Annotated in this window: 19 protein-coding genes; 12 read left to right on the top strand and 7 right to left on the bottom strand. The window is 70.7% G+C overall.

The genetic code is table 11. The features are described 5' to 3' along the window. The first annotated feature begins 4 nt into the window (after positions 1-4). Positions 5-844, top strand: a complete 840-nt coding sequence (locus AB3M34_RS19660; protein WP_370616488.1) for a class I SAM-dependent methyltransferase — start codon at positions 5-7, stop codon at positions 842-844. Here AB3M34_RS19660 and AB3M34_RS19655 read toward each other — a convergent pair. Next, positions 828-1,742 (bottom strand): SAM-dependent methyltransferase, encoded by a 915-nt coding sequence (locus tag AB3M34_RS19655; protein ID WP_370620075.1) that lies wholly within the window; start codon positions 1,740-1,742, stop codon positions 828-830. The two genes, AB3M34_RS19660 and AB3M34_RS19655, sit on opposite strands and share 17 nt — an antisense overlap. Positions 1,743-1,791: 49 nt before the next feature. Between AB3M34_RS19655 and AB3M34_RS19650 the strand changes: the two genes are divergently transcribed. Next, the gene (locus AB3M34_RS19650; protein WP_370616486.1) at positions 1,792-2,652 is read left to right on the top strand and encodes a TylF/MycF/NovP-related O-methyltransferase; all 861 of its coding nucleotides are present in this window, start codon (positions 1,792-1,794) and stop codon (positions 2,650-2,652) included. Positions 2,653-2,666: 14 nt separating this feature from the next. Here the strand turns inward: AB3M34_RS19650 and AB3M34_RS19645 are convergent, their stop codons facing one another. Next, a complete protein-coding gene (locus AB3M34_RS19645; protein WP_370616485.1) occupies positions 2,667-4,454 on the bottom strand; it encodes a glycosyltransferase in 1,788 nt (595 codons plus the stop codon). 82 nt (positions 4,455-4,536) lie between these two features. Here AB3M34_RS19645 and AB3M34_RS19640 point away from each other — a divergent pair, with 82 nt between their 5' ends. Then, complete coding sequence (locus AB3M34_RS19640; protein ID WP_370616483.1) at positions 4,537-6,837, top strand: hypothetical protein; 2,301 nt, start codon at positions 4,537-4,539, stop codon at positions 6,835-6,837. Positions 6,838-6,868: 31 nt separating this feature from the next. Here the strand turns inward: AB3M34_RS19640 and AB3M34_RS19635 are convergent, their stop codons facing one another. The 3 genes from AB3M34_RS19635 to AB3M34_RS19625 are packed head-to-tail and all read right to left on the bottom strand — an operon-like array spanning position 6,869 to position 11,041. After that, positions 6,869-8,248: a sugar nucleotide-binding protein gene (locus AB3M34_RS19635; protein ID WP_370616482.1), complete on the bottom strand. Its 1,380-nt coding sequence runs from the start codon at positions 8,246-8,248 to the stop codon at positions 6,869-6,871. Further along, a complete protein-coding gene (gene rfbB, locus AB3M34_RS19630) occupies positions 8,245-9,243 on the bottom strand; it encodes a dTDP-glucose 4,6-dehydratase (RefSeq protein ID WP_370616480.1) in 999 nt (332 codons plus the stop codon). Before rfbB ends, AB3M34_RS19635 begins: the two co-directional genes overlap by 4 nt. A gap of 37 nt (positions 9,244-9,280) precedes the next feature. Further along, a complete protein-coding gene (locus tag AB3M34_RS19625; RefSeq protein WP_370616478.1) occupies positions 9,281-11,041 on the bottom strand; it encodes a glycosyltransferase family 61 protein in 1,761 nt (586 codons plus the stop codon). 69 nt (positions 11,042-11,110) lie between these two features. On the opposite strand from AB3M34_RS19625, the gene rfbA reads away from it, so the two are divergent. The 5 genes from rfbA (at position 11,111) to AB3M34_RS19600 (ending at position 18,605) form a co-directional block, all read left to right on the top strand. After that, a complete protein-coding gene (gene rfbA / locus AB3M34_RS19620; RefSeq protein WP_370616476.1) occupies positions 11,111-11,989 on the top strand; it encodes a glucose-1-phosphate thymidylyltransferase RfbA in 879 nt (292 codons plus the stop codon). 17 nt (positions 11,990-12,006) lie between these two features. Further along, positions 12,007-14,325: a CDP-glycerol glycerophosphotransferase family protein gene (locus AB3M34_RS19615; RefSeq protein WP_370616474.1), complete on the top strand. Its 2,319-nt coding sequence runs from the start codon at positions 12,007-12,009 to the stop codon at positions 14,323-14,325. Between the two features lie 64 nt (positions 14,326-14,389). Continuing rightward, positions 14,390-16,528: an acyltransferase family protein gene (locus AB3M34_RS19610; RefSeq protein ID WP_370616473.1), complete on the top strand. Its 2,139-nt coding sequence runs from the start codon at positions 14,390-14,392 to the stop codon at positions 16,526-16,528. A 27-nt stretch (positions 16,529-16,555) separates the two neighbouring features. Beyond that, positions 16,556-17,503 carry a hypothetical protein gene (locus AB3M34_RS19605; RefSeq protein ID WP_370616471.1) on the top strand — a complete coding sequence of 316 codons (948 nt, stop codon included), beginning with the start codon at positions 16,556-16,558 and terminating at the stop codon, positions 17,501-17,503. Positions 17,504-17,669: 166 nt separating this feature from the next. Continuing rightward, a complete protein-coding gene (locus AB3M34_RS19600) occupies positions 17,670-18,605 on the top strand; it encodes a class I SAM-dependent methyltransferase (protein ID WP_370616470.1) in 936 nt (311 codons plus the stop codon). A 10-nt stretch (positions 18,606-18,615) separates the two neighbouring features. Here the strand turns inward: AB3M34_RS19600 and AB3M34_RS19595 are convergent, their stop codons facing one another. Then, positions 18,616-21,699, bottom strand: a complete 3,084-nt coding sequence (locus tag AB3M34_RS19595) for a bifunctional glycosyltransferase/CDP-glycerol:glycerophosphate glycerophosphotransferase (protein WP_370616468.1) — start codon at positions 21,697-21,699, stop codon at positions 18,616-18,618. A gap of 83 nt (positions 21,700-21,782) precedes the next feature. After that, positions 21,783-22,871 (bottom strand): mannose-1-phosphate guanylyltransferase, encoded by a 1,089-nt coding sequence (locus AB3M34_RS19590; RefSeq protein ID WP_370616467.1) that lies wholly within the window; start codon positions 22,869-22,871, stop codon positions 21,783-21,785. A 155-nt stretch (positions 22,872-23,026) separates the two neighbouring features. On the opposite strand from AB3M34_RS19590, the gene AB3M34_RS19585 reads away from it, so the two are divergent. The 4 genes from AB3M34_RS19585 (at position 23,027) to panD (ending at position 26,412) form a co-directional block, all read left to right on the top strand. Further along, a complete protein-coding gene (locus AB3M34_RS19585; RefSeq protein WP_370616465.1) occupies positions 23,027-24,076 on the top strand; it encodes a DUF6270 domain-containing protein in 1,050 nt (349 codons plus the stop codon). A 121-nt stretch (positions 24,077-24,197) separates the two neighbouring features. Then, positions 24,198-25,121: a Rossmann-like and DUF2520 domain-containing protein gene (locus AB3M34_RS19580; protein ID WP_370616464.1), complete on the top strand. Its 924-nt coding sequence runs from the start codon at positions 24,198-24,200 to the stop codon at positions 25,119-25,121. Next, a complete protein-coding gene (gene panC, locus AB3M34_RS19575; protein ID WP_370616463.1) occupies positions 25,118-25,987 on the top strand; it encodes a pantoate--beta-alanine ligase in 870 nt (289 codons plus the stop codon). The genes AB3M34_RS19580 and panC overlap by 4 nt, the downstream gene beginning before the upstream one ends. Beyond that, a complete protein-coding gene (gene panD / locus AB3M34_RS19570; RefSeq protein ID WP_370616461.1) occupies positions 25,987-26,412 on the top strand; it encodes an aspartate 1-decarboxylase in 426 nt (141 codons plus the stop codon). Before panC ends, panD begins: the two co-directional genes overlap by 1 nt. Positions 26,413-26,433: the final 21 nt, after the last annotated feature.

The raw sequence follows: 26,433 nt of genomic DNA, 5'->3' as shown, positions 1-26,433 counted from the left end.
GACCATGAGCCGGAGCGACAACGACCTCGAACGCTACTTCCAACGCAACCAGGGCCGTCAGATCCACAAGTGGGTCCACTACTTCGACGTGTACGAACGCCACTTCCAACGCTTCCGTGGCAAGCCGATCACGGTCGTGGAGTTCGGCGTCCAGTACGGCGGGTCCATGCAGATGTGGCAGGACTACTTCGGGCCGGACGCGCGGTTCGTCGGCGTCGACATCGATCCGCGCTGCCGAGCGTGGGCCGACGATCGGACGACGATCATGATCGGTGACCAGGCCGACCGCGGATTCCTCGCCGAGGTCGCCGAGGTCGCCGGCACGATCGACGTCATCATCGAGGACGGCGGCCACTACCCGGCCCAGCAGATCGCCACGTTCGAGGAGCTCTACCCGCGGATGTCGCCCGACGGAGTGTTCCTGATCGAGGACCTGCTCACGAGCTACAAACCCAAGTACGACGGCGGGCTCGGCCGCGACGGGACCTTCATGGAGTACGCGAAGGCGCTCACCGACCGGCTCAACGCGTTCCACAGCGTCGAACCCGGACTCGTCGTCGACGACTTCACCCGCACCACGCGGTCGATGCACTTCTACGACAGCATCGTCGTGTTCGAACGCGGTCCTGTCAGCGCCCCGAGGACGCAGAAGACCGGGCTCGCGAGCTGGAACCCCGCCGACCACGCCGCGTGGGAGGCGGAGCAGGCAAGGGCCGGCGCTCCTCTGCGGCGTCGGGTGAGGGCCATGGTGCCGCTGCCGGTGCGCGACGCGGTCCGAGCGGCCCGCCGCAACGTACGACGCCAGGTCAGGCGGCTCCGGAAGCGCCTCAGCGGACCTCGCTGACGACCCACCAGAAGTCGCCGAGCCCTCCCGCGGCGGTGAGCTCGGCGGCGCCCGAGGCCGCCGAGAGGGCGGCGACGTACGCGCGTGGATCGGTGGACGCGAGCCCGATGGGCGGACGCGTACCGTCGGTGCCCAGGTCCCGCAGGGCGTCCCGCTGACGGACCAGTGCTCCGTCCACCGCACGGGCCAACGCATCCACCGCGACGTGAGCGGTCACGTCGCACGAGCCGTCGAGGGCGACGGTGACCTCGTGGCCGTCACGGTACGAGCGCACGCTGCCGAAAGGCGGTCGGTCGGCACGCAGGTGCCCGTAGTCGATCGCGATGGCCACGCCCTGCTCGAGGCGTGCCACGGCGTCGCTCCACACCGCCTCGCGCGTCACGCCGACCTCGGCTCGCGCCCCGGCCTCGGTCAGCGGCCACCACCGCTCCAGCCACTCCAGCACGTCCGGGTCCCGCACCGGCTCGCCGAGCTGTTCGTCACCACCGACCGGGTCGACGAGCACGCCGCGCACGACACCGTCGGCGTCGCACTCGACGACGTCGCAGGGGACGTTGTCGAGCAGCTCGTTGGCGAACAGCAGCCCGACGATCCGATCAGGGAGCTCGCTGCTCCAGGTGATCCGCTCGTGCAGCTCCGGGGGACGTGGCCGGACGTCGACGCCGTGCAGCGCGAGCTCGCCCGGTGCCAACGCGTCGAGCGCGCCGAGGAGCTCGCCCCGTCCTGCGCCGAGGTCCACCACCGACCGCAGCCGGTGGCGGCGTGCGTACTCGAGGACGGCAGCGGCGAAACCGCCGGAAGCGTGCACGGACGTCCGGAAGTGCTCGGCGGGCGACTCGCGGCGGTAGAAGCCGTCCGCCCCGTAGAGGGCCGCTTCCCAGGCCGTCCGCCAGTCCATCACGCGGCGACGCTAGCAGGAGCGCACCTTCGTGGTGTTCGATGACTCCGTGCGTATACGACGAATCCGAGCGTCCCGGTGGTTCGGCCACCCTGACCAGCAGCCCGACCAGACGGACGACCAGGAAGACCTCCGGTCCAGGCTGAAGAAGGCCCGGCGGGCGCTGCGGCGCTCCCAACGCGACCTGGCGGAGCTCGAGGCGCAGCTCGCCGACGCCCGCCGCGGGCTCGTGCTGAGCGACGACGTCGAGAAGGTCGTCGCAGGAGTCCGCGAGGAGCACCTGAGCTACCTGAGCGCGACGTACCTGCGCACGCTGGCACTCGCCGTCCTCGACGCGGAGCGCTCCGGGCTCGAGGGAGCGGTCGTCGAGGCAGGCACGGCACGCGGAGGTTCGGCGATCGTGATGGCGGCGGCGAAGAGCCCGGACCGACCGATGTACGTCTACGACGTGTTCGGGATGATCCCGCCGCCCACGGAGTCCGACGGTGCCGACGTCCACCGTCGCTACGACAAGATCACGGCCGGCGGCGCCAAGGGCATCGGTGGGTCGACCTACTACGGGTACCGCGACGACCTCTACACCGAGGTGCAGGACTCCTTCGCGCGGCACGGCGTGACCGTCGACTCCTCGTCGGTCGAGCTGGTCAAGGGGCTCTTCGCCGACACGATCGACCTGGACGAGCCTGTCGTCCTCGCGCACCTGGACGGCGACTGGTACGAGTCGACGATGACCTGCCTGGAGCGGCTGGCTCCGCTGATCGTGCCCGGTGGGCGGATCATCCTCGACGACTACTACGCGTGGTCGGGCTGCCGCAAGGCCGTCGACGACTACTTCGAGGGCAGGGACGGGTGGCGTCGCGAGGAGCGAGCGAAGCTCCACCTCGTCCGTGAGACCCTGGGTCGCCCGTAGGCGAGCGCTGCCCGTCAGGCGCGCAGCGCGTCGACCGTGCCCGTCCCCAGGTCGAACTCGAGGCTCGAGTTCTGCCAGACCAGGACGAGCCTGGCGCGGACGACGGCGTCTCCGAGGGGAGCGACCTGCGACTCGGGCACGTCGCCTTTCAGGCGGACCAGGCCGGCCCGTCTCGACACCCGCAACGGGGTGCTCACGATCTCACCGGTCTCGTCGACGACGAGGTCCAGCGAGGCGGTGACCGATTGCGGGCCCGGTCGTGGGCCGGAGCCGAGGACGGCCACGACAGCGCTGACGAGCAGGCCCGCCGACGCCGGACCACGCGAGGGCCCGAGAGTCGAGCGGACGAGCCTGCTGGCCCTCAGCCGGGTCCTCGTGGGTGCCTGGTCGTGGACGCGTGAGAAGACCTCGGCCCAACGCGGGAGGATGCTCTCGGGCGTGTGCTCGTCGGCGCGGAGGCGAGCCGCGCGTCCCATCCGCTCGACCAGCTCCGGGTCGCGGGCCAGCTCGACCATCCTTGCGGCGAGGCCGTCCAGGTCACCGTCCTCGACGAGGAACCCGTTCTCGCCGTCGGTGACCTGCTCGCGCATGCCGTACTTCACGTCGAAGCCGACGACCGGGCAACCGCTGCTCATGGCCTCGAGCGTGGCGAGCGGGTAGCCCTCGTGGCTGCTCGTCACCACGAGTGCCGTCGCCGACTGCAGCTTCTTGCGTGCGCCCGGGTCGAACCCGTAGAAGGTGACGCGCTCAGCGAGCCCGAGCTTGTGCGCGAGGGCTTCGAGCCGGGCTCGCTGACTCCCGTCGCCGTAGACGCTCAGCGTGGCGTCGGGCACCGACGGGAGCACCAGGGCGAACGCTCGGAGGGCCTGGCCGATGCGCTTCTGGCGCTCCAGCCGGGCAAGGACGACGAACTCCGAGCGGTCGTGCGGCACCGAACCCGCGTCATCGGCAGGGCGGATGGGATTGGGCACCGTGAACAGGTTGTTGGTGGCCCCGAACTGTCTCGCGACGTCCTGTCGCTGACGGTCGGTGAGGAGCACCAGACCGTCGAGCCGGTCGAGATGGTCGAAGACGCGCCGGAACGTGTCGAGGACGGGCCGGTCCCACCGGTGGTCGCCACGGGTGTGCGGGTTGTGAACGACCTCGAGGAGGCGAACCCGGGGCGACCGGATGCCCATCAGGAGCAGACCGGTGAACCGGTTGTCCGCGGTGACGAAGACCTCCCCGTCGGGCACCAGGTCGAGCAGCCACGTACGAAGCAGGGCACGATGCCGCCGCCACGTCCGGACGACGCGACCGTCGTGGTCGACGAGCGCGTACGGCGTGCGGGAGGTCCCGGAGGGAACCCGCAGGAACACTGACCCGTCGGGTCGTAGGTGGTCGACCGCGACGACCGATCCGTTGGACCTGACGTGCTTCCGGGAGCCCGGTGTGCCGTCGGACCGCGGCCGGTCACGCGCCGTCGTCCGGGCGATGCCGCGGAGGGGTCGGGATCCACGGCCCAGGTCTGCAGGGGAACGCTCGCGGTAGAACTCGAAGAGGTTCACGAGGTCCGCGGGATCACGGAGCTTCCCCTGCTCGACCAGCGTGCGACGGACCCGGTCGTACTCGGGGTAGTCGTCGTAGGTGGCGAGCAACGAGCGCCGGCCGCCGAGCTCGGACAACATCTTGGTCCGCATGAGGACCGCGCTGGTCCGGCCGCCCTTGTTCAGGCGAACCCTTCGTGCGGCGGCGACATAGGTGCCTTCGGGCAGGTGGGTCTCGGACCCGAGGGGTTCCCGTACGATCTTGGTGCGCGCCACGCCGATAGCGTAGGTGCGCCAGCGGTCGATCTGCGACTCTTGCTCGCACATGGGACGAAAACGCCAGATGTCTGGAGAACGCATGACCACGACGCCCCCCCGTCGGATCCGCCGCCGTGCGAGGCGATGGGCCGGTCGGCTCCGCCGCGTCCCCGTCGTCGGGGCGCTGCTGCCTCGACCGCGGGTGTCGAGCCGCGGTGCGACGCCTCCGCCGGCGGTCGCCTCGGCGGTCGCGGCGTACGAGGCGGGCCACCTGGCGCTGGCGTGGGACCGGTTCCAGGACGTCCCCACCGCCGACTGGCGTCGCTGGGCGCTGGAGGAGTACCTCCGGTCGGGTCTCGCCCACGACCGAGCAAGCGTGCTCACGAGCCTGCGCGAGCTCGTCGCCGACCCGACCGCCGACGTGGCACCCGGCGGGTGGGACGTCGCCGTCGGTCTCGCCTTCGCCGAGCGCGAGAGCGACCTCGCCCGGTCGCTCTACGCCCGCCTCGACGACGCGGTGACGTCGCGTGACCGTACGGAGCGTCACGTCCGCGAGTCGCGCGACTGGATGCGCTCGTGGGTCGAGCGTGACCCCGTCTCCGCGTCGGCGCCTGCGGTCGCGCCGGGGACGGTGCCGTTCGCGGTGCTCGCCTACGGCCACCCGGGCCGGCGTCGCGCGTCGGCCAACATCGGCGACCACGTCCAGAGCCTGGCGGTGCTGGGTCACCTGGTGCGCCGCACCAAGGTTCGGTTCGAGGGCGACGAGAGGCTCGCCACCGCGCTGACCGAGCTCCAGGGACGGGTCCCCGATCGCCTGAGGCACGACGGGCCGGCCGCCGACGTCTCCGTCATCACCGTCGACAGGGACGCGTCGGCGTACGCAGAGGTGCCGCCGCAGACGTGGACGATCGCCTTCGGCTGGTACATGCACGCGCTGTTCGGGACGAGCCGGTACGGCCTGCCGTTCCACGCGAACCTTCTCCCGGTCTTCGTGAGCTTCCACTGCAGCAAGCGCGACCTCCTGACGCCCGAGGTGGTCGACTACCTGCGCGAGCACGGTCCGATCGGCTGTCGCGACTGGACGACGGTCGACCTCCTCCTCTCGATGGACGTCCCGGCGTTCTTCTCGGGATGCGTGACGACGACGGTCAGCACGGTCTTCCCCGATCTCGTCGACGTGCCGGCGGCGGACGCCCCTCGTGCGTACGTCGACGTCCCCGCGGACCAGGTCCCCGAGGGCGGCGTCACCTACCGCCACGGCGACGACCGGATCCGTACCACACCGTTCGTCGACAACCTCCTCCGCGCGGCCGCCCTGCTGGAGACCTATCGGACGCAGCACAGCGGTCTCGTGACCAGCCGCCTCCACGCCTACCTGCCGGCGCGTTCCTTGGGCATGGACGCCGAGTTCGTGCCGCCGAAGCCGTCCGACCCGCGCTTCGCCGGTCTGATCCCCCTCGACGACCAGCGGCTCTCCGACATCCGCACCGGCATCACGGGGCTGCTCGAGCAGGTGCTCGACTCCATCCTCGACGGCGCAGCGCCCGACGAGGTCTACGCGTTGTGGCGCGAGGTGACGGCCGAGCGGGTGGCAGACGCGCGCAGCCGTCACGAGGCGCCTGCCGCGACGCCGGTCCGGTCGCGCCCGCTGCCGGCCGTCCGTGCTCGCGGCGTGCTCGTGTCTCGCGCAGGGCAGGCTCCCGCGGCGGTAGAGCCGGCCGCGAACGGTCACGAGGTCGTCGTGGTCGTCGGCCGCGGCGCGGTGACCGACCAGCTCACCGCTCTGCTCGCGTCGCTCGACGCGCACAGCCGCCAGCCGGTCCGGGTGACGCTCGTCGGCCCGGGTGCCGGTGACGTCGAGATCGCCGCACAGCCTGCCGTCGAGGTGCGTACGGTCGAGACGAACGGATCGACCGTCGACATCGTCCTGACCCTGGGCGACCTGCTGCCCGACGTCGACCTTGCGGTCGTCCTCCCGGCCGGTGCCGTCGTGCACGAGGACCTGGCCGCGCTCGCCGGTCTCGACCTCGGCGGACGTGTCTTCGCGGCGCCGAACACGCAGGCACTGCGCAGGTCGAGCGGGTTCGGCGTCATCGAGGCGGCTGCCGTACGCCTCGGGGCGGACACAGACCGGTCGACCGAGCTGCGACGGATCGCCTACCAGGCGCACGCCTTCGACTTCGACGCGTTCGACGTCGACGTCCTCGTGCTCGACCTGGCGGCGATGCGGGGCTCGGGCCAGGTCTCCGACGCTCTCGCGCAGGTCGAGGCGTACGGTCTGCGGCTGCGCGAGGCGCTCCAGCTGCTGGCCGGCCCCGACCGCGCTCTCGTCCCGGAGCGGTGGGCCGTACGACGTGGGCTCGCCCCTCGGACCGGCGCCGCTCTCGAGATCCGCGCCTGAGCCGGCGGCCGGCGCGCAGGCTCTGGCGCGTTCAGGCCAGGTAGGCGTCCAGCGACTCCTTGACCGGGGTCGGGACGAATCCCGTCGCCTCGATCTTGGAGAGGTCCAGCACCGAGTGCCGGGGGCGGGGCGCGAGATCCTTGCCCTTCCCGTACGCCTCGGTCGAGGTCGGCGTGACGTCCTCGGCGGCGCGACCGCACCGGACGAACACCTCGCGCGCGATGTCGCACCACGACGTCGGGTCACCGCCGCCGCTGAGGTTGTAGGTGCCGTACGGTGCCCCGCTCTGGAGCAGGTGGACGATGCCGCGCGCCAGGTCGGGCGTGAAGGTGAGCCGTCCGACCTGGTCGTCGACCACCGAAGGGCTGACACCGTCGCCGGCGAGGCGCGCCATCGTCCGTACGAAGTTGCCGCCGTCGCCGATCACCCAGCTGGTCCGGACCACGTAGTGGCGGTCGATGGTCGCCACCACCGCGTCACCGGCTGCCTTGCTCTGCCCGTAGACGCCGAGCGGCGAGAACGGCTCGGACTCGTCGTGGACCTCGCGCGTCCCGTCGAAGACGTAGTCGCTGGACACGTGGACCACCGTGAGCCGGTGCGCGGCCGCGACCCTCGCCAGGTGGACGAGCGCGGTGGCGTTGGCGGCCCACGCGGCGCGCCGGCCGTCGGGGGTCTCGGCTGCGTCGACGGCCGTGTAGGCGGCGGCGTTGACCACCGTGTCGTACCGGGTCCAGTCGACGCCGGCGTACGCATCGGCGTCGGTCATGTCGAAGGTGTCGAGGTCGACCGCGTCGGCGGTCGGGAGGACGTCGCGCAGGGCGCGCCCGAGCTGGCCGTACGCCCCGAGGATCAGGGTTCGCCGCGGCTCCATCGGTGTGACGTGCTCGAGGCGGGGGTTGTCGCGGTCCTTGTCCGACACCTCGGCGTCGGCGATCGGGATCGGCCACTGGATCGCGAGCGCCGGGTCGTCCAGGGCCACGGCCGCGTACGTCACGTCCGGGCGCCAGTGCTCGTTGACGAGGTAGGCGTACGTCGTGCCGTCCTCCAGCGCCTGGTAGGAGTTGCCGACGCCGCGCGGGACGAAGACCGCGACCCCGGGGTGGAGGTCGACGGTCGCGGTCGTACCGAACCCGGGCCCGGGCCGCAGATCCACCCATGCGCCGAACGCCGTGCCGGTCATCAGCGACACCAGCTTGTCCCACGGCTCGGCGTGGATACCGCGGGTCGCGCCCGCACGGGCGTTGTAGGAGACGTTGTTCTGGACGGGGCCGAAGTCCGGCAGCCCGAGCGCGAGCATCTTCTCCCGCTGCCAGTTCTCCTTGAACCACCCGCGGCTGTCCCCGTGGAGCGGGAGATCGACGACGAGCAGCCCGTCGATCGGGGTCGCACGGACGGCAGGGCCCGAGGTCACTGGCCGGCCTCGGCATAGCGGGCCTCGACAGCGTCCTTCTTGGGCCGCCACCAGGCGTCGTTGTCGCGGTACCACGCGATCGTCGCCTCCAGGCCGGAGCGGAAGTCGGTGAAGCGGGGCGCCCAGCCGAGCTCCGTCCGCAGCTTCGTGGAGTCGATCGCGTAGCGCATGTCGTGGCCGGGACGGTCCGTCACGAGGTCGTACGCGTCCGCCGGCTGCCCCATGAGCTCGAGGATGGTCTCGACCACCTGACGGTTGCTCTGCTCGCCGTCGGCGCCGATGAGGTACGTCTCGCCGATCCGGCCGCGCTCGAGGATGGTGCGGACGGCGCTGGAGTGGTCCTCGGTGTGGATCCAGTCGCGGACGTTGAGCCCCTGCCCGTACAGCTTGGGGCGACGACCGTCGAGGACGTTGGTGATCTGGCGCGGGATGAACTTCTCGACGTGCTGGTACGGCCCGTAGTTGTTGGAGCAGTTGCTCAGCGTCGCCTGGACGCCGAACGAACGGACCCAGGCGCGTACGAGGAGGTCCGAGCCCGCCTTCGTCGACGAGTACGGGCTCGACGGGTTGTACGGGGTGGACTCGGTGAACCGGGCGGGGTCGTCGAGCTCCAGGTCGCCGTAGACCTCGTCGGTCGAGACGTGGTGGAAGCGGGTGCCGTGCTTGCGGACGGCCTCGAGCAGGGTGAACGTGCCGATCACGTTGGTCTGGACGAACGGGCTGGGGTCTTTCAGCGAGTTGTCGTTGTGCGACTCGGCCGCGAAGTGCACGACGGCGTCGTGATCGGCGACGAGTCCGTCGACGAGCGCCGCATCGACCACGTCGCCCGCGACGAGCTGCACGCGGTCGGCCGGTAGCGCGTCGATCGCCTCGCGGTTCGCGGCGTACGTCATCTTGTCGAGGACGGTCACGGCGAGATCGGTGGTCGCGACGAGATGCTGGACGAAGTTCGAGCCGATGAACCCGGCACCGCCGGTGACGAGGATGCTGCGCACCCGAAGGAGTCTAAACGAGTTCGTCGTGCGGCCGTGCTCAGCGCATCAGACGGCGAAGCGCGCGTGAGCGCCGTCGCAGGTCGAACGTGAAGTCGTCGGCGAAGACGACGCGGTCCTTCGTCGGGTCGGGTGCCGACCGCAGCGTGCGGCCCCAGAAGTAGTGGACCTCCTGCCCTCGTGCCGCCGCGATCAGGGCTTCGTTCTGAGCGAGGTAGCCGTCTCCGGAGATGAGGATCACCTTGGCGCACGGCGCGTACGCCATCGTGAACATCCCGCTGCCTCCGTAGCCGGCGATGATCCGCGCCTGTGCGAACAGGGCCACCTGCTCGTCGAAGGGATGGTGCTCGGGTCGCAGGATCGCGAATCCGTGCCTCGCGAAGAACGCCTCGATCTCCGCCGCCTCGCGCGCCGACCGGCGGCGTCCACGCGCGATGAAGATTCGCTCCGAACGGATCGGGGGGACGACGGCTTCGAGGCCGGCCCCGATGCGCTCCCAGGTCTCGGTGATCTGAGGCGCCACGAATCGCGGGTTCTCGAACTCCGGGTCGGCGGCGTACAGCGTCTCCACCCGCAGTGCCTGGTCACCGGGCTGGACCACGAGCGTGCTGTTGTCGATGCCGTACGCGTCGAGGATGGTCCGGAGGAAAGGAGGAGGTTCCTTCTGTCCGCGCCGCAGGCTGACGACGGGGCGGAGGTCGGGGTGCTCGCGCCGGGCCAGGTCCCATCCCCACAGTCGGGAGACGACCTCGGTGCACACGTGGCCGAAATGGCCGGGGAACTCCGTGTCGAGGTAGTAGAGGGCGCCGTCCCACCGTCCCTCGGTGGTCGGCTCCCAGGCCGGCAGCGTCGCAGCCAGGTTGCCCGAACGGATCATCGACCGGTGACGCAGGCGCGGCGCGTGCTGGTGGCGGAACGTGTCAGGCAGCCAATAGTCGTCGTACCGGACCCGTTGGCGGGGGTAGGCGAGGACGTCGTCGTAGCGCCGGAGCTCGAGCCCCGGCACGGCGATCCCGCCCTCGATGACGGCAGGCCCCTTGCCGTGCGACCGGATCCGGCCACGGGCGGTGAACGTCTGGGAGGGGCGTCGTGCGAGGGTCTCGAGCGGGTTGTCGTCGCCGAACCGCGCAGCGAGCACGGGCGCCGCGTCGGCGGTCCGGAGCAGCGCCGTGAGGGTCGCGCGCTTGGTGGCGAGCGCTAGGTCGTCGTAGAACCGTACGTCCGCCAGCGTGAGAGCGAGGGCGTCGTGCCAGGTCGTCCAGCCACGTGCCGGCAGCGGAAGCACCGACTTCGCGAGCGCACCCGCCAGCACCGAGCGCGCCGAGGTGTCGGACGGGGCGGCCCTGCGTTCTCGGCCCGCCCGGTCGACCTGCTCGACCGCCAGCAGGCCTCCGGCCGCTACGTAGCCGTGGAGACGGCGGATGCCGCCGACGCGGCGGCCGGGCCGTGTCGCGTACCCCAGGACGAGCAGCTCGGGCCGCGGAATCGTGAGGAGGACCGACTCCTGGTCCTTGCCGGCACGACAGGGGTGGACGACGACGTTCGGCGGGAGGGGAGCGTCAGGGGCGGACGACACGGCTGCGTCACCGTGCGCGAGCAGATGGACGGTCGCCGCCGGGAACCGCTCGGCGAAGGTGCTCGCGGTGTCAGCCCCGCCCCGCCGGAGCGCGAGCACGATCGTCGCCGGCGGCTCGCCGAGCTTCGCGAGCTCGCGCTCGTACGCGTCGAGGTATCCGAGGCCGTCGGAGGACTGGCGCGCCCCGCGACGTCGGCCGATGTCGTCCAGCGTCTCCACTGCCATGGCGCACATTGTGCCGCGCGCACGGGTCGTTCGGCACAGGCCGAGCGGCGAGGCCCGTACGATCTGCGCATGAGGGGCATCATCCTGGCCGGCGGCACCGGCTCCCGCCTGCACCCGATCACGCTCGGCACGAGCAAGCAGCTCGTGCCCGTGTACGACAAGCCGATGATCTACTACCCCCTGTCGACCCTGATCCTGGCGGGGATCCGCGACATCCTCGTGATCACGACCCCCGAGGACGCATCCCAGTTCGACCGTCTGCTCGGCGACGGCTCCCGGTTCGGCGTCTCGATCTCGTACGTCGTGCAACCACGGCCGGAGGGTTTGGCTCAGGCCTTCCTCCTGGGCGCCGACCACGTCGGGGACGACCGCGTCTCCCTCGTGCTCGGCGACAACATCTTCTACGGTGCCGGACTCGGGACCCAGCTCGCCCGCTTCCACGACCTCGACGGGGCCGCCGTCTTCGGCTACCAGGTCACCGACCCGAGCGCGTACGGCGTGGTGGAGTTCGACGCGGACGGTCGCGCGCTGTCGCTCGAGGAGAAGCCGACGAGACCCAAGAGCAGCTACGCGGTCCCGGGGCTCTACTTCTACGACAGCGACGTCGTGGAGATCGCCCGAGGGCTGCGCCCGTCCGCCCGGGGCGAGCTGGAGATCACCGACCTGAACCGGGTCTACCTGGACGAGGGGCGTCTCCAGGTCGAGATCCTCCCGCGCGGGACGGCTTGGTTGGACACCGGGACGTTCGACTCGCTCAACGACGCCTCGAACTACGTGCGGACGATCGAGAGCCGGCAGGGTCTCAAGGTCGGATGCCCCGAGGAAGTGGCGTGGCGCGTCGGATTCCTCACCGACGACGAGCTGCGCGAGCGGGCCGAGCCGCTGGTGAAGAGCGGCTACGGGGACTACCTCCTCGGGCTGCTCGCTTCCGAGGACAGCAGGCGTTGAGAGATCGACTCCGCCGCATGGCCTCCCGCCTGCAGCGGCGTGCACCCGCGCCCGTTGCGCCCCCGCGCGCCGAACGCGACGCAGTGGTCGTGCTCGAGAGCGCCCGCTGCGAGGATCCGAGCACCCTCGTCGTACGCGGGTGGGCTTATGTCGAAGGGGCGGAGGCGCTCGCGGTAGTTTCGGTCGTCGCCGTCGGGCCGCGCGGCGAGGTCGTAGCCGACGGGCACGTCAACCGCGTGAACGACGCCGCCGCCGACCTGTATCCCGGCGACAAGCGGGCGTCGCATGCGGACGCCGTGTTCGAGGCGACGCTCGACCTGACGGCCGTGCGCGACGGACGGCTCGTCGTCGAGGCCGTCTCCCGCGACGGCGGTGCGCTCGTCCGTCGCCCCTTCGCGACTCGACCTCCGAGCTCCCCGTCGCGGCACCTGCGGGCGTCGGGAGCAATGGATGGTGCCAACGTGAAGCTGGCCTGGTCCGATGAGGACGGACTGGTGCTGACCCGCACAGCGGTGGCAGCCGTGCTGTCGCGGTGCCAGCCGGTGGGCGACGCACTTCTCGTCGAGGTCAAGACGGGCGACGGCGCCGAGCTTGCGCTGCTGGGGGAGGGAGCGGAAGCCAAGCCGCGTCCAGTGGGGATGGTGACCGAGGGCATCGCGCGCGCCACGCTGACTGCCGATGACAACCCGTCGCCACGGCGGATGCTCGTGGCGGTCCGGGCAGACGGCTCCGCCGCGCGCGTCGTCCTTCCGGCGGGCTGGTCGTCGGCCGAGGCCACCGCCGCGGACGGGCTGCGGCTCGTGCCGCGGCCGTCGGGAGCAGCAGAACTCAGACGAGGACCGGTTCTCTCCGTGACAGCGGTTGAGATCACGGCAACGAGCATCACCATCAGTGGCCTGGCTGCGGGGTTGCCGGCGGGGGCGATCCTGGAGCTGCGGGGATCCCGCACCCGGGTCATGGTCGATCTCGACGCGTCGTGCGGTGACGTCGTCGTCGTGATCCCGACGACTGTTCGCGACTGGTACGGCGAACGGGTGCCGCTTCCCTCCGGTCGCTATCGAGTGTGGGTGGCGTCGGACGGGGTCGAGGCACCGGTGGAGCTCTCCTCTAACCTCGTCGATCCCGGCGGCGGATGGGTCGGGTCGGACGAGGTGCGCCTCCGACTCCTTCGCGGGCGCGGTGATCGGATGGTGGTCGAGTCCTCGCCTCCCCTCGCCGACGACGAGCGCAGCGATCGGGCGCAGGCGATCCTGGAGCACCGGTACGCGACCTCGTCCCCGTCGCCTCGACGGGTGGCGTACTTCGAGTGCTACTACGGGACGAGTGCGACCGACAGCGCGCGAGCGATCCACGAGGAGCTGCGCCGCCGCGGGTCGGATCTCGAGCTGGTGTGGGGCGTCGAAGATCGCTCGGTGGTTGTCCCGGAGGGCGGCCGCGCCGTGGTCCGAGGCTCGCGCGAGTGGTGGGAGGTCCTGGCTCACGCCCGGTTCCTGACATTCAACGCGGGCCTGCCCTACGGACTGCGTCGCAGGGAGGGCCAGACGGTGGTCCAGACCTGGCACGGGACGCCGTTCAAGCGGCTCGGGAGCGACCGTCCAGGCTTCGATGACCCGAGCACGGCCATGGTGCGCAGCGTCGCCCGCTGGGACGCCCTTCTCGCCGGCAACCCGCACAGCGCCGAGGTCTTCGGGCGCGTGTGGGGCTACCACGGTCCGATCCATCAGCTCGGCTACCCCCGCAACGATGCTCTCGCTCGCGCAGGGGCTACGGATGTGGCTGGGGCGCGGCGCACGCTGGGCATCGACGACGACCGTCTCGTGGTGCTGTACGTGCCGACCTGGCGTGACGGGAACCGGGTGATGGACCAGCTCCTGGACACCGAAGCTCTGGTGAGCGGGGTCGGGCGCGAGGTGACGGTGCTGGTCCGGGGGCATATGAACATCTCCGGATGGTCGACGCGCATCGGTGGTCACGACGTCCTCGACGTCACAGGCTACCCGGAGATCAACGACTTGTTCCTCGCCGCCGACGTGGCCGTGACCGACTACTCCTCGATCATGTTCGACTACTCGGTCACGGGGAAGCCGTTGGTCTTCTTCGTCCCCGACCTCGACGACTACCGGGATCGTCGCCGCGGCACCTATCTCGACCTGGAGGAGTCCGGACCTGGACCGGCCGTGCGGACGACGGAGCAGGTGATCGACGTCCTGCGAGACCTCGACTCCACACGGGTCCGGTTCGCGGAGCGGTACGCGGCCTGGGTGGCGACGTTCAACCCCTTGGACGACGGCCGGGCAGCGGCACGTGTGGTCGATGCCTTGTACGAGGCGCGTTGAGGCGCCACCTATCATCGACGAGAACGCCCAGCCCCCTTTGACGAGACCCTGAGGTACGAACGACGTGAGCAGCAGGTCGCTGGTCGAGCGCTCGCCGCGAGCGCGCGACGAGCGCGTGGTGTCGGGCACCCGTACCGACATCCAGGCGCTGCGCGCGGTCGCGGTGTCTCTTGTCCTCGTGTACCACCTGTGGCCCAACCGGCTCACCGGTGGATTCACCGGCGTCGACGTCTTCTTCGTGATCTCCGGCTTCCTGATCACTTCGCACCTCCTCGGCAGACCGCCCCGGACCGGCCGCGATCTCGCCGGATTCTGGTCGCGACGGATCCGACGTCTCCTCCCGGCCTCGCTGCTGGTGCTCGCCGTCACGCTGGTCGCGTCGCGCCTGGTCGCGCCGGAGACCCAGTGGGCGGCGACCGCGAAGCAGGCCGGCGCGGCCGCCCTCTACGTCGTCAACTGGCTGCTCGCCTCGGACGCGGTCGACTACCTGGCCGCCGAGAACGCTCCGTCGCCGGTGCAGCACTTCTGGTCGTTGTCGGTGGAGGAGCAGTTCTACATCGGCTGGCCCCTGCTCATCCTGGTGCTGGTCGCCCTGGCGTCGCGTCTCCGTCGGTCGCCGACGGCCGTCGTGGCACTCGGGCTCGGTGCCGTGGTCGCCGCGTCCTTCGCCTACTCGGTCCACGAGACCGTGACGGAGCCGGCGCGTGCCTACTTCGTGACGCCCACCCGCGTGTGGGAGCTCGGGGTCGGAGGGCTGTTGGCCGTCCTGGTGGGGCGGCACGGCTTCGGCCGTGGCCGCTCCGTCGAAGCCGTCGCGTGGTCGGCGACAGCGCGGGTCGTTCTCGCGTGGGCGGGCCTGGCGGCGATCGTGTGGACCGGCTTCGCCTACACGGGCGCGACGCCCTTCCCGGGCTGGCAGGCCGCCGTCCCGGTGCTCGGTGCCGCCGCGGTGATCGCCGCGAACGCACCCGCAGCGACGGGCTCGCCGGCCGGGATGATGGCCCTGCGTCCGGTCCAGTGGCTGGGCGACGTCTCGTACTCGGTCTACCTCTGGCACTGGCCGATCATCGTCCTCCTCCCGTACGCCACAGGATCCGCGCTCGGGACGCTCGACAAGCTCGCGATCCTGGCGTCGTCGCTGGTCCTCGCAGGACTGACGAAGCGGTACGTGGAGGACCGGTTCCGGGCGCCCGAGTGGGGACGGCCGCTCCGCAAGCCGTACCTGCTCGGTGTCGCGGGCATGGCGGTCGTCGTGGCCATGGCCGCCGTCCAGCTCGCGGAGGTCGACCGCAAGGAGGCCGAGGCGCGCGACGCCCTCGCCGCCGCGGTCGCGACCGACGACCCCTGCTTCGGCGCGGCCGCGCTCACGCCCGGGTCCGACTGCCCGCGCACGACCGAGGGCCCGGTGGTGCCGGCGCCGGCCCAGGCGTTGAAGGACAAGTCCGACGCGTACGAGGAGGTCTCGGGCGGCAAGGACTGCTGGTCGAGCGCCCCGCGGTTCCCGATGACGGTGTGCGAGTTCGGCGACCCCGAGGCCGAGACGTCGATCGCGCTCGCCGGCAACTCGCACGCCGGACAGTGGCTGCCCGCGCTGCAGGAGATCGCGCGCACCCGCGGATGGCGGATCACGACCTACCTCGCGTCCCAGTGCGCGCTCGCCGAGACCGACCAGGAGTTCGACGCGACGGCGAAGACCGAGCGGTGCTCCTCCTGGGGACGGCGGGTCACGCGCCGCCTGGTGTCCGAGGGCTACGACATGGTCGTCTACACCAACCGCATCTCCGTCCCCGCGGTCGGCAAGGACATCGCCGGGAGTCAGGACGCCTACCGTCGTGGCTACGAGAGCGTCCTGGCGACGGTGCGCTCGTCCGGGGTTCCGGTCACGGTCATCCGAGACACTCCTGCCTCCGGCGACATGATCCCGGACTGCCTGGCCGCGAACGACGGCGACCTGACCCGCTGCTCGGGGTCGAGGAGCGAATGGGAACCGGCCGAGCCCGTCGTCGACGCCGTGAGCGACCTGGACGACCGGGGCATCGTGCTGGCCGACCTCAACGACCGGATCTGCCGACCCGACCGCTGCGACGGGGCCGTGGGCGGCGTGGTCGTCTACTTCGACCGCTCGCACCTCACGGCGACGTACGCCCGCACCCTGGCACCCGCGTTGGAGGGTCCGCTCCGGAAGGCGCTCGCGCGCGGCTGATCCCGCCGCAGTCGCTAGGGTGGTGGCGTGGACACGCGGACGATGAACGGACTGCCGGCACGCCGAGATCCGGCCAGGTGGCGACAGCCCGTTCACGACTATCCCTCGATCGACGCGCTGATCTCCGACCCGCAGCCGCCGACTGGCGTGCTGGCAGTTCGCGCCGCCGACACGGTGATCGACGTTCTCTACGATCCACGTGGTGCGGCCACGACGATCGTGAACTTCCACGCCGCGATCACGACGACCGGTGTCTCCCTGCCGTACTTCACGGGCGGCAGTCTTCACGGCGACACTGCCGTCAACCGCATCCTGATCGCGGACCCCGCGTTGTATCGGCACGAGTCGCTCACGCTCGCCTGGTACGCCGGCACGGACAAGCTCGACCTCCAGCACGAGCTGCCGCGACTCATCAACCACCTCCACGACGCGGCCGACGGGAGTCGCCGGCTCTACTTCGGCGGGTCCGGCGGAGGATTCGCGGCGCTGTTCTACGGCGCCCCTCAGGAGGACGTGCTCTCTGTCGCCGTCAATCCCCAGACGATCATCGCGAACTACACACGCGCTCACGTGGAGCGGTACGCGCGAACGTGCTTGGGCGCGAGTGACGACGCTGCGATCGCAGATGCCCTCGCACCGGTCGTGTCCGATCTTCGACCGGTCTACCGCGAGGCCCGCAATCGTGTGCTCTACATCCAGAACACGGGGGACACCCATCGAACCTTGCACATGGAACCGTTCATGGAGTCCGGACTTGACCGTCAGCGCATCTGGACGATCGAGCGATCCTGGGGTTCGGGCCACGTCGCTGTCCCCGCCGACGAGCTGCGCCGCATCGTCTCGACGATCGTGGCGGCGCCCGGCGACTGGGGGACCGTGATGCGGAAGCTCCAGCAGAAACCCCGCCGCTGGTGGCGACGAGCATCCGATCCGGCAGATCTCGGGATCTCGGCGGGAGCGCGCTGGGAAGCCTGATTGAGTGGCGGGAGGCCCCTGGACCGCACGCGATTCGAGACGCTACGGTCCTGTGATGTCGAGTAGAGCAAGAGCACAGACCTTGCCCCGTCGGGCCGCCGCTGCACTGGCAGATCGACTGCCGCCACCTCGTGACGACGCGGCCCGCGCGCTGATGAGGTCGACGATGGACCTCGTTCTCGGCCGTCGACCTGCCCAGACGCGCCGCGGTGGTCGTCCGTCCGCTTCGAAGCGCGTCGTTGCGCCAGAGCCACCGCCGAACGAGTCCGGTGCGCCGTTGTTCGTCCCGCCCGGGCACTACTACTCGCCGATCGTCGATGTCCGCCAGCTCCGCGGTCGCGGAAGTGAGGTCGAGGGACGCGCGAACATTCCCGGGATCGAGCTCGACCTCGATGCGCAGGCCGCTGTCTGGGCTGCGTGGGTGCCGCACGTCCGCCGGTGGAAGGCAGGAGAGGGGAGCGAGACCCGTCGCTACCACTCGAACTCGATGTTCGGCACGCAGAGCGCCCGCCTCCTCGCGGGAGCCATCGGTGGGATCAGTCCGCGTCGCTACATCGAGATCGGCTCGGGCTTCAGCTCGGCGGTCCTCCTCGACGTCAACGACGAGTGGCGGCCGGACGATCCGATCGAGCTGACGTTCATCGACCCCCATCCAGAGCGGCTCGAATCCCTTCTCCGCGAGTCCGACCGCGCCACCTGCACCATCATCACGGAGCAGGTTCAGGGCGTCGATCTCGCCGTCTTCGACCAGCTGCAGTCCGGCGACGTGCTCTTCATCGACTCGACCCACCTCGCGAAGACCGGCAGCGACGTCCTCACCGAGGTCTTCGAGATCCTCCCGCGGGTTCCGGTCGGAGCGATGATCCACCTCCACGACATCCCGTACCCGTTCGACTATCCGATGAGCTGGCTCCACGAGCAGAACCGCTCCTGGAACGAGGCATACTTCCTCCGAGCGTTCCTCATGTTCAACTCGCACTTCAGAGTGCACATGTGGACGGACTTCGTCGGCCGCTTCGCCGCAGAGCTGGACGATGCCGACTCGCCCGAGCTGATCGGTCCTGGGACCTCGTCCATCTGGCTGACGCGGGTGGCCGAGTGAGAAGGGAGCCCTAGAGCCCGCGTACCAGGAGGGCGGCCGCCCGCTCTGCCGCCCGCCCGTCAGCGAGGGCGTTGTACGTGCGGTTGACGTGATCGAACGCCGCGCTGAAGGTGGCGGCGAGCCCGTCGGGGTCCTTCAGTGCGCGAGCGGCCTCCAACGTCGACGTGACGACCGGACCTGTCTCGGTCTCCTCCCACGGCACCAGCGGGGGGTGGGATGCCGAGTACGCAGGTAGGTCCGGCTGGTGGAAGACGACGGGCTTCCGAGTGAGCGCCCACGTCAGTCGCAGCGGCGTGTAGTCGAGCACGGCTGCATCAGCCGCGAGAACGAGCTCGGCCTCCTCCGGGTAGTCGGTCACGTCGACGACGCCACGGACTCCCACGATGCGCTCGTTGCCGTGCGCGACCGCGGGTCCTCCCCGCACGAGGACCACCGACGAAGGACCGAGGGATGCTTGGAGCTCCTGCACGTCGAGCAGGCGAGTGAGGCGAGCGGTGCGTGCGCCGGTTGCGCGGTCGGGGCGATCGGCGGGCGCGTACAGCACGACGAACGCGTCGGGGGCCAGGCCGAGCCGCGCACGGACGCGAAGCGTGTCCGCCGCCTCTGCGTTCACGACGAGATCGGTCTCCGGGTCACCCAGCACCGCGACGTCACCGCCGTAACCGAGGTCCGCGCTGATCGCCCTCGCAGCGTAGGGTGCCGCGGCGACGAGGACGGCCCAGCGCGCGAGCCGACGCTCCTCCTCCCGCACGTGCGCGGGCGAGAAGCCGTCTGCCGCCCATCGCGAGCGTCCGTACGAGGTGAGCGGATGGAGTGCGGCGAGGCTCATCCAACGCCGGCCGGACGGGGGAGGGAGAACGTCGACGGGACCGTCTGCGACCACGAGGCGTGACCGGTGCACCTCCTGCGCCCATTCCGCACTTCCGACGATCACACGCCGGGCGTCCCGCGGGACGGCGACCGATCGGTCGGCCGTGGACCAGACGACGGAGAGGTCGGGACGAAGCCGGGCGACCGCGCGGGCGACCGCTGCGGGCGCACCCCCGGCGGCCAGTCCGCTACGGCTGTGCAGCAGGATCTGGTCGGCTGCGGGATCCGTCGAGCGCTGGTAGCCGTGGAGAACCTGCCTGCGGGCCCAGCGGCTTCGCTCACGCGGCCCGAGACCGGACATCACGGTCAGCCGGGTCTCGCCGGCCCGGGTGACGGTCCAACGGACGGTTGTGTCGCGCGTGGTCTGTTCCAGCGGGAGGCGGGCACGGAAGCCGGAGGTGGCGCCCACGGGCGTCCCGTCGGCGAGGCGGAGCGAGTACGAGCCGGACGGAAGCGGCAGCACGGGGCCCCCGAGGACCGACGCGCGCAAGGGGAGGAGGAGCGTCGGCCGGGCCTGCTCGCCACCCTCGGCCGCGACAGTGAGGCGTTCACCCTCGAGCACAAGCGCTGCGGCGTCGGTGGGAGCGCCAGTGATCGTGACCGCGAGCGATCCGTCGACGGTGCTCGCACCGTCGACAAGGGGAGCGGCGGCGGTCTCATCGTGGTCAGGGCGAGACGACGGCGCCACGTCGAGCACGAACCCTTCGCGCGATTGCCACGAGGGAGTCACCCGCTGGCCCCGAGCAGTCGTGGGAGTGAGGGACTGGGACGCTGCAGAGCTCCCCCCGACGGCGCCGGAGAATCCCCCGCTTCTCGTCACAGCGCCGATCGAGACGTCCGCCTCGAGGACCCACCGAGCAGCCGGTCCGCTCTCGGCACGGAGCAGTGGTTCGACGTCGACCACGACCTCGAAGCCCATCGGCGCATGGTCTGCCTCAGGCTCGGAGACCGTGGCGTTCGCCCGCGGCTCGTCGACCTGGACGGGGGCGAGGGCGAGGGTCTCGTCGCTGCCCGCCCGCCGGAGCGACAGGGTCAGCCGGTGCTCGCCGCTTCCACCGCCGACGGCGCGTACGGTTGCCCAGCCGCGAAGGCGCAGGAGAGCGGGATCGTCCCACGAGGCGCGGAGCAGGCGTGCGTCGAGTGCGGTCTCGCTCTCGGACAGCTCGAAGAGCTCGTGCGGTGTGTCCGGGTCGAGGGCGCCGGCGATGGGGAGGTCGGCGAAGACTCGCCCGTCGCGGACGACTGCTCGCGGCGGGCGGCCGTAGTCGCGAACGTGTTGCTGGATCACCTCGACGTCATCCCACCGCTCCATTGCAGCGTGCCAGGCGCGGAGCTTGTGGAACACGCGGACCGACTGCCATGCGTGCGGCGTTGCCATCGCGATGTGGCGTCGGTACGCCTGAGCGAGGACGGCACGGTACTCGTCATCAGCGATGAGGGCGTGCTTGACGTACGGCGGGAGGTCGAGGTCCAGCACGCGTCCGAGCCAGGTGGAGAACACGATCTCCGACGCCTCGCGCTCCAACAGGTCCTGTGCCTGTGCCTTCACCGCGACTCGGTCGCGAAGGTTGGCGAGCTGGTGCTTCTGCTGGCCGGTCGACGTGCGGTTCTCCCGGATGCGCCAGTAGTAGGTGACACGCTTGAGCACGTCGATCCGCGCCGCCCGGACGTACGCCTTGACCATCGGGACGTGGTCCTCGTAGGCGCCGCGGCCCTCGAACCCCCCGACCTCGTCGTTCCAGAACCGGCGACGAAACACCCGGTTGCAGGCGATGACGTCCTGCAATGCGTCAGGGAAGTCGTCGATGGTGATGCCGAGGCGGTCCCGCTCGTGGACGGAGGCGGCCCACGGTGGTGCGGAGCGGACGCCGTTGCGCACCCGCTGCACGTCGCCGACCACGAAGTCCGAACCGGTGCGCCTGAGCGTCTCGACCGCATGCTGGTACGCCGTCGAGGGCAAGGTGTCGTCGGCGTCGAGGAAGGTGAGGAAGGTGCCGGTGGCGAGGGTGACACCGAGATTGCGGGCAGGTCCTTGCCCGGCGTTCGCCTGGCTCACGACTCGCAGGCGGCTGTCGTCCTTGGCCCGGCGGGAGAGGATCTCGCCCGAGCCGTCGGTCGAGCCGTCGTCGACCGCGATGACCTCGATCTCGCGGAGGGTCTGGGACAGGACGCTGTCGAGGCACTCGTCGAGGTAGGGAGCCACGTTGTACACGGGGATCACCACGCTCAGCACCGGCGAGCGGCGGCGAGCCCGCGCTGCTCGGACCAGACGCCGCAGGGGATCGGCGGTGCGTGCGCGTCGGGTGCTCAGAGGAGGTCCTCGCGTCCTGCGTCTCGCCAGTGGTCGACGAGCTCCTTGACCTGCTGTGCCCGTGCTCGGGTCGTGACGAGCAGGGCGTCCGGCGTGTCGACGACCACGATGTCGTCGACACCGAGAAGGGACACTGCTCGTCCCGAGGTCACCACGATGCCGCTGCTGTCGATGGCCGCGACATCCCGTGGGTCGCCGACGATCCCGAGGTCGGTCTCCCCGGCGTGAACAGCACCGGAGACGGCGGCGAAGTCGCCGATGTCGCTCCACCCGAAGTCGGCCCGGACCATCGCGACACCTCCCGCTGCTGCGACCGGCTCGGCGAGGGCGTGGTCGATCGCGATCTTGGTCAGCGTCGGCCACGTGCGTTCGAGGACGGCGTCCCGGTCGGAGTCGCCCCAGGCGGCGGCGATCTCTTCGATCCCAGCGTGCAACCTCGGTTGCTCCCGCCGTAGGTGGTCGAGCATCACGTCGGCGCGGGAGACGAACATCCCCGCGTTCCACCGGAACGTGCCGGCGCGCAGGTACTCGCGGGCAAGATCGACCTCGGGCTTCTCGACGAAGCGCAGCACAGTGGCCGCATCGGGTGCGGCGGTCAGCGCGTCGCCTGCCTCGATGTAGCCGTAGGCGGTGGACGGCGAGGTCGGGCGGAGCCCGATCGTCGTGACAAAGCCCTCGCGCGCCACGTCTGCCGCCTGTCGAACCGCGTCCTGGAACCTGTCCTCGCCACGGATCAGGTGATCGGCGGCGAAGGACGCGACCAGCGCGTCAGGGTCGCGTCGGCGGATCAGCGCAGCCATCAGGCCGATCGCCGGCATCGAGTCGCGTGGCGCCGGCTCGGCGACGACCTGGTCGCCCGGAAGGTCGGGTAGCTGGGCGACAACGGCGTCTCGATGGCGGGCTCCCGTGATCACGTTGACCCCCGCCGTGCCGACGAGCGGCACCAGACGGTCGTACGTCTGCTGCAGGAGGCTGCGGCCGCTGCCGGTGAGGTCCAGCAGGAACTTGGGGTGACCGGCACGCGACACCGGCCAGAGGCGGGTGCCGGCACCGCCCGCAGGGATGATGGCGTGCAACGAGGGCACAACTGCTTCCACCGGGCCGTCCCTCCTCTACGTCCTCGTCGCGTCCGGTCCAGAGTAGTGGGCCGCAGATGTACGATCGCCTGTGGCGTACACCCATGCGCCCGCAGCCAGGATCTCGGCGCGCCGCACGACTGATGAAGAGGTCACTCGCACGCATGGACCGCACGTCCGACGCCGGGCCGAGGACGGTGGCCGTCTTCGGGAGCTGCATCACTCGGGACTGCTTCAACTCGCGGTTCAACCCGGACTACAAGGACACCTATCGGTGTGACCTGCTGCAGAACCAGATGTCGCTCCTCAGCCTGATGTCGGATCCGGTGCTCGAGGCTTGGCAACCCACGAGGGTCATGTCCGAGTACGACCTCTGGAACGTCCGCACGGAGTTCAGCAAGGAGTTCCTCGACAAGGTCGTCCGGCTGCAGCCTGACTACCTTGTCGTGGACTTCTTCGGTGACGCCCACTTCGGTTGCGTACGCCTCCCCGACGGTCGCTTCCTGACCGACAACCGTTGGAAGGTACGACACACCGACCTCTACCGGCGCCTCCGCGACGAGGGGCGCCTCGAACAGGTGCGAGGGCGCGAGAACCCCGATGCCTATTTTGAGCTGTGGTCACAGGCGCTCGATCGGTTCGCCGAGTTCGTGGGCGAGCACCTCCCTCGGTCGAGGGTCGTCGTTCACCACGGCCACCACACCGGGTGGCTGGATCTTCCCGACCGCCCGCAGCCCGTCCCCTTGCGCGGCCGGGCTCGCAGCGAACGCCGGCTCCACAAGATCGACGTGGATGCCGCCAATGCCCTGTGGAGCCGTCTGGACGCACGGGCCGTCGAGGTCCTAGGGGCAGCTTCGATCGATCTCACGGGCGAGAGGTTCCCGACCTACGACGATCACCCGTGGGGGCCGTTCTACGTCCACTACCCCGACGACTACTACCAGCGCTTCCTCGCGGAGCTGCACAAGATCGTGGTGGCGAACGAGGGAAGTGCCTCGCCGCGGATGGTGGCGGAGATCGAGAGCGGTACGCGGTCCACTCTTCAGCGCGAGCTCCGTTCCCGGACGGCCCAGCGTGACGAGATCGACTACCGATTCGGTGAGCTCGAGGAGGAGGCGGCCCGCCTCCGCGACCGTGTCGCGCGTCTCGAGCGCACTCCGTGGCGTCGCGCCGTCTCCCGGCTCCGCCGCAGGCGCCCCTTTCGTGCGAGCTGACGAGGTGCCTCACGGTGTGAGGCGCGCCACAGCCGGGTTACAGCAAGGTTTCGCGCACGTAGACTGAAGACGTCCGTTTGTCTGGTACCCCGACCCGGGGACTGGAACGAAAGGCACGTCGATGAAGTCCCTTCACACCGTCGGTGTGGTCGGTGCAGGTCGCGTCGGAGCGGTGCTCGCCGCCCGGCTGCGCGAGACCGGCCACGAGATCGTCGCCGCCAGCGGCCGGTCCACCGCCTCCCGCACCCGCATCGACACCCTGCTCCCTGGCGTGCCTCTCATGGCTCCTGCCCAGGTCGCACGGCGCGTCGACGTGCTCCTGCTCGCCGTTCCCGACGACGCCCTGCCGGCGCTCGTCGCCGAGCTGGCGCTTGACGGTCACCTCCGGCGTGGTCAGATCGTCGTGCACACCAGCGGTCGCCACGGTCTCGGCGTGCTCGCGGCTGCGGCACACGTGGGTGCCCGGCCCGTCGCGCTGCACCCCGCCATGACGTTCACCGGCAGCGACATCGACCTTGCCCGGCTCAGCGGCTGCGTCTTCGGGCTCACCGCGGGCGCCGACGACCGTGAGGTCGCCGAAGCCCTGGTCGCCGACCTCGGCGGGCGCCCGATGTGGATCCGCGACGAGGACCGTACGACGTACCACGCGGCCTTGGCCCACGGCTCGAACCACCTCGTCACGATCGTCTCGCAGGCGATGCAGATCCTGCGACGGACCGGCGCCGACGATCCTGCGGCCGTCCTGCGCCCCCTCCTGACGGCCGCCCTCGAGAACGCGCTGCTCTACGAGGACGCCGCTCTGACCGGCCCGGTCGTTCGCGGCGACGTCGAGACGGTTCGCGCACACCTGTCTGCCCTCGAGGAGCAGCCCGTCCCCACGATGGACGCGTACGTCGCGATGGCGCGAGCGACCACAGCGCACGCCGTGGCCGACGGTCGCCTCGACGAGCTCCGCGCCCGGGCGATCCGCAAGGCCTTGCGTGAGTCCGAGTGGGACGTCCTTGCCACGCTGGTCGCCGACGAGGCCTCGCGGACCGGCGCATGAGAGGTGCCCCGGTCGTCGCCACCACGCGTGGCGATCTCGACGCTGCGCTCGCCGCCGGACGGGCGAAGGGCCGTTCGGTCGGTCTCGTCCCGACGATGGGTGCGCTCCACGATGGGCACCTCGCCCTGGTCGAGCGTGCCCGACAGCTCGCCGACCTCGTGGTCGTCTCGATCTTCGTCAACCCGACCCAGTTCGGCGCGGGCGAGGACCTCGACCGCTATCCGCGCACGTTCGACTCCGACCTCGAGCAGCTGGCCCAGGTGGGAGTCGACGTCGTCTTCCACCCGGCGGTCGCCGAGATGTACCCCGACGGTGCCGACGGCCCGGGCGTCACTGTCGACCCGGGACCGCTCGGGGCGGAGCTCGAGGGCGTCGTACGACCCACCCACTTCCGCGGTGTCCTCACGGTCGTCGCGAAGCTCTTCGGCCTCGTGCGACCCGACGTGGCCGTCTTCGGCGAGAAGGACTACCAGCAGCTCGTCCTCATCAAGCAGATGGCGCGCACGCTCTGCCTGCCGGTGGTCGTGGAGGGGTGCCCCACGGTCCGCGAGGTCGACGGGCTGGCTCTGTCGTCGCGCAACCGCTACCTCGACGGTCCTCAGCGCCAGCTCGCCGTGGCGCTGTCGCGTGCTCTCGACGCCGGCGCGGACGCTGGCCCGTCCGGCACGGTCGCCGTCCTCGAAGCCGCCCGGAAGACGCTCGGCGAGGTGGACGGCGTCGATGTCGACTACCTCACCCTGCGTGCTCCCGACCTCTCCGACCCCGTCCCCGGGCGGGAGGCGCGGCTGCTGGTCGCCGCTCGCGTCGGGTCGACCCGCCTGATCGACAACGTCGCCGTCTCCCTCGGCGCCGAGGAGGACTCCTGATGCTGCGGACGATGATGAAGTCCAAGATCCACCGGGCGACGGTGACCCAGGCCGACCTGCACTACGTGGGTTCGGTGACGGTCGACGCCGACCTCCTGGAGGCCGCCGACATCCTGCCCGGCGAGCTCGTGCACATCGTCGACATCGACAACGGCGCGAGGCTCGAGACCTACACGATCGAGGGCGAGCGCGGCTCGGGCGTGATCGGCATCAACGGTGCTGCTGCCCGGCTCGTCCACCCCGGAGACCTCGTCATCCTCATCGCGTACGCCCAGGTGACCGACGCCGAGGCGCGCGCGATGGCGCCTCGCGTGGTCTTCGTCGACACCGAGAACCGCATCCTCGGCACGGGGTCGGACCCCGCCGAGCCGGTCCCCGGCTCGGGCACGGTCCGCGGCGACCTCACCGCCGCCCCGACGGCCTGAGCGCTGCCTGCGCCATGATGA

This window comes from Mumia sp. Pv4-285 (assembly GCF_041320275.1).
Lineage (GTDB): Bacteria > Actinomycetota > Actinomycetes > Propionibacteriales > Nocardioidaceae > Mumia > Mumia qirimensis.
This window is presented reverse-complemented; position numbering and strand designations above follow the sequence as displayed.

Excerpts from the sequence above, each read along its gene's own strand:
- AB3M34_RS19585 (WP_370616465.1), top strand. The coding sequence starts at position 23,027 with ATGGACCGCACGTCCGACGCCGGGCCGAGGACGGTGGCCGTCTTCGGG.
- AB3M34_RS19615 (WP_370616474.1), top strand. The coding sequence starts at position 12,007 with ATGGCCTCCCGCCTGCAGCGGCGTGCACCCGCGCCCGTTGCGCCCCCG.
- panD (WP_370616461.1), top strand. The coding sequence starts at position 25,987 with ATGCTGCGGACGATGATGAAGTCCAAGATCCACCGGGCGACGGTGACC.
- AB3M34_RS19625 (WP_370616478.1), bottom strand. The coding sequence starts at position 11,041 with ATGGCAGTGGAGACGCTGGACGACATCGGCCGACGTCGCGGGGCGCGC.
- AB3M34_RS19660 (WP_370616488.1), top strand. The coding sequence starts at position 5 with ATGAGCCGGAGCGACAACGACCTCGAACGCTACTTCCAACGCAACCAG.
- rfbA (WP_370616476.1), top strand. The coding sequence starts at position 11,111 with ATGAGGGGCATCATCCTGGCCGGCGGCACCGGCTCCCGCCTGCACCCG.
- AB3M34_RS19640 (WP_370616483.1), top strand. The coding sequence starts at position 4,537 with ATGACCACGACGCCCCCCCGTCGGATCCGCCGCCGTGCGAGGCGATGG.
- panC (WP_370616463.1), top strand. The coding sequence starts at position 25,118 with ATGAGAGGTGCCCCGGTCGTCGCCACCACGCGTGGCGATCTCGACGCT.
- AB3M34_RS19655 (WP_370620075.1), bottom strand. The coding sequence starts at position 1,742 with ATGGACTGGCGGACGGCCTGGGAAGCGGCCCTCTACGGGGCGGACGGC.
- AB3M34_RS19580 (WP_370616464.1), top strand. The coding sequence starts at position 24,198 with ATGAAGTCCCTTCACACCGTCGGTGTGGTCGGTGCAGGTCGCGTCGGA.
- AB3M34_RS19600 (WP_370616470.1), top strand. The coding sequence starts at position 17,670 with ATGGACCTCGTTCTCGGCCGTCGACCTGCCCAGACGCGCCGCGGTGGT.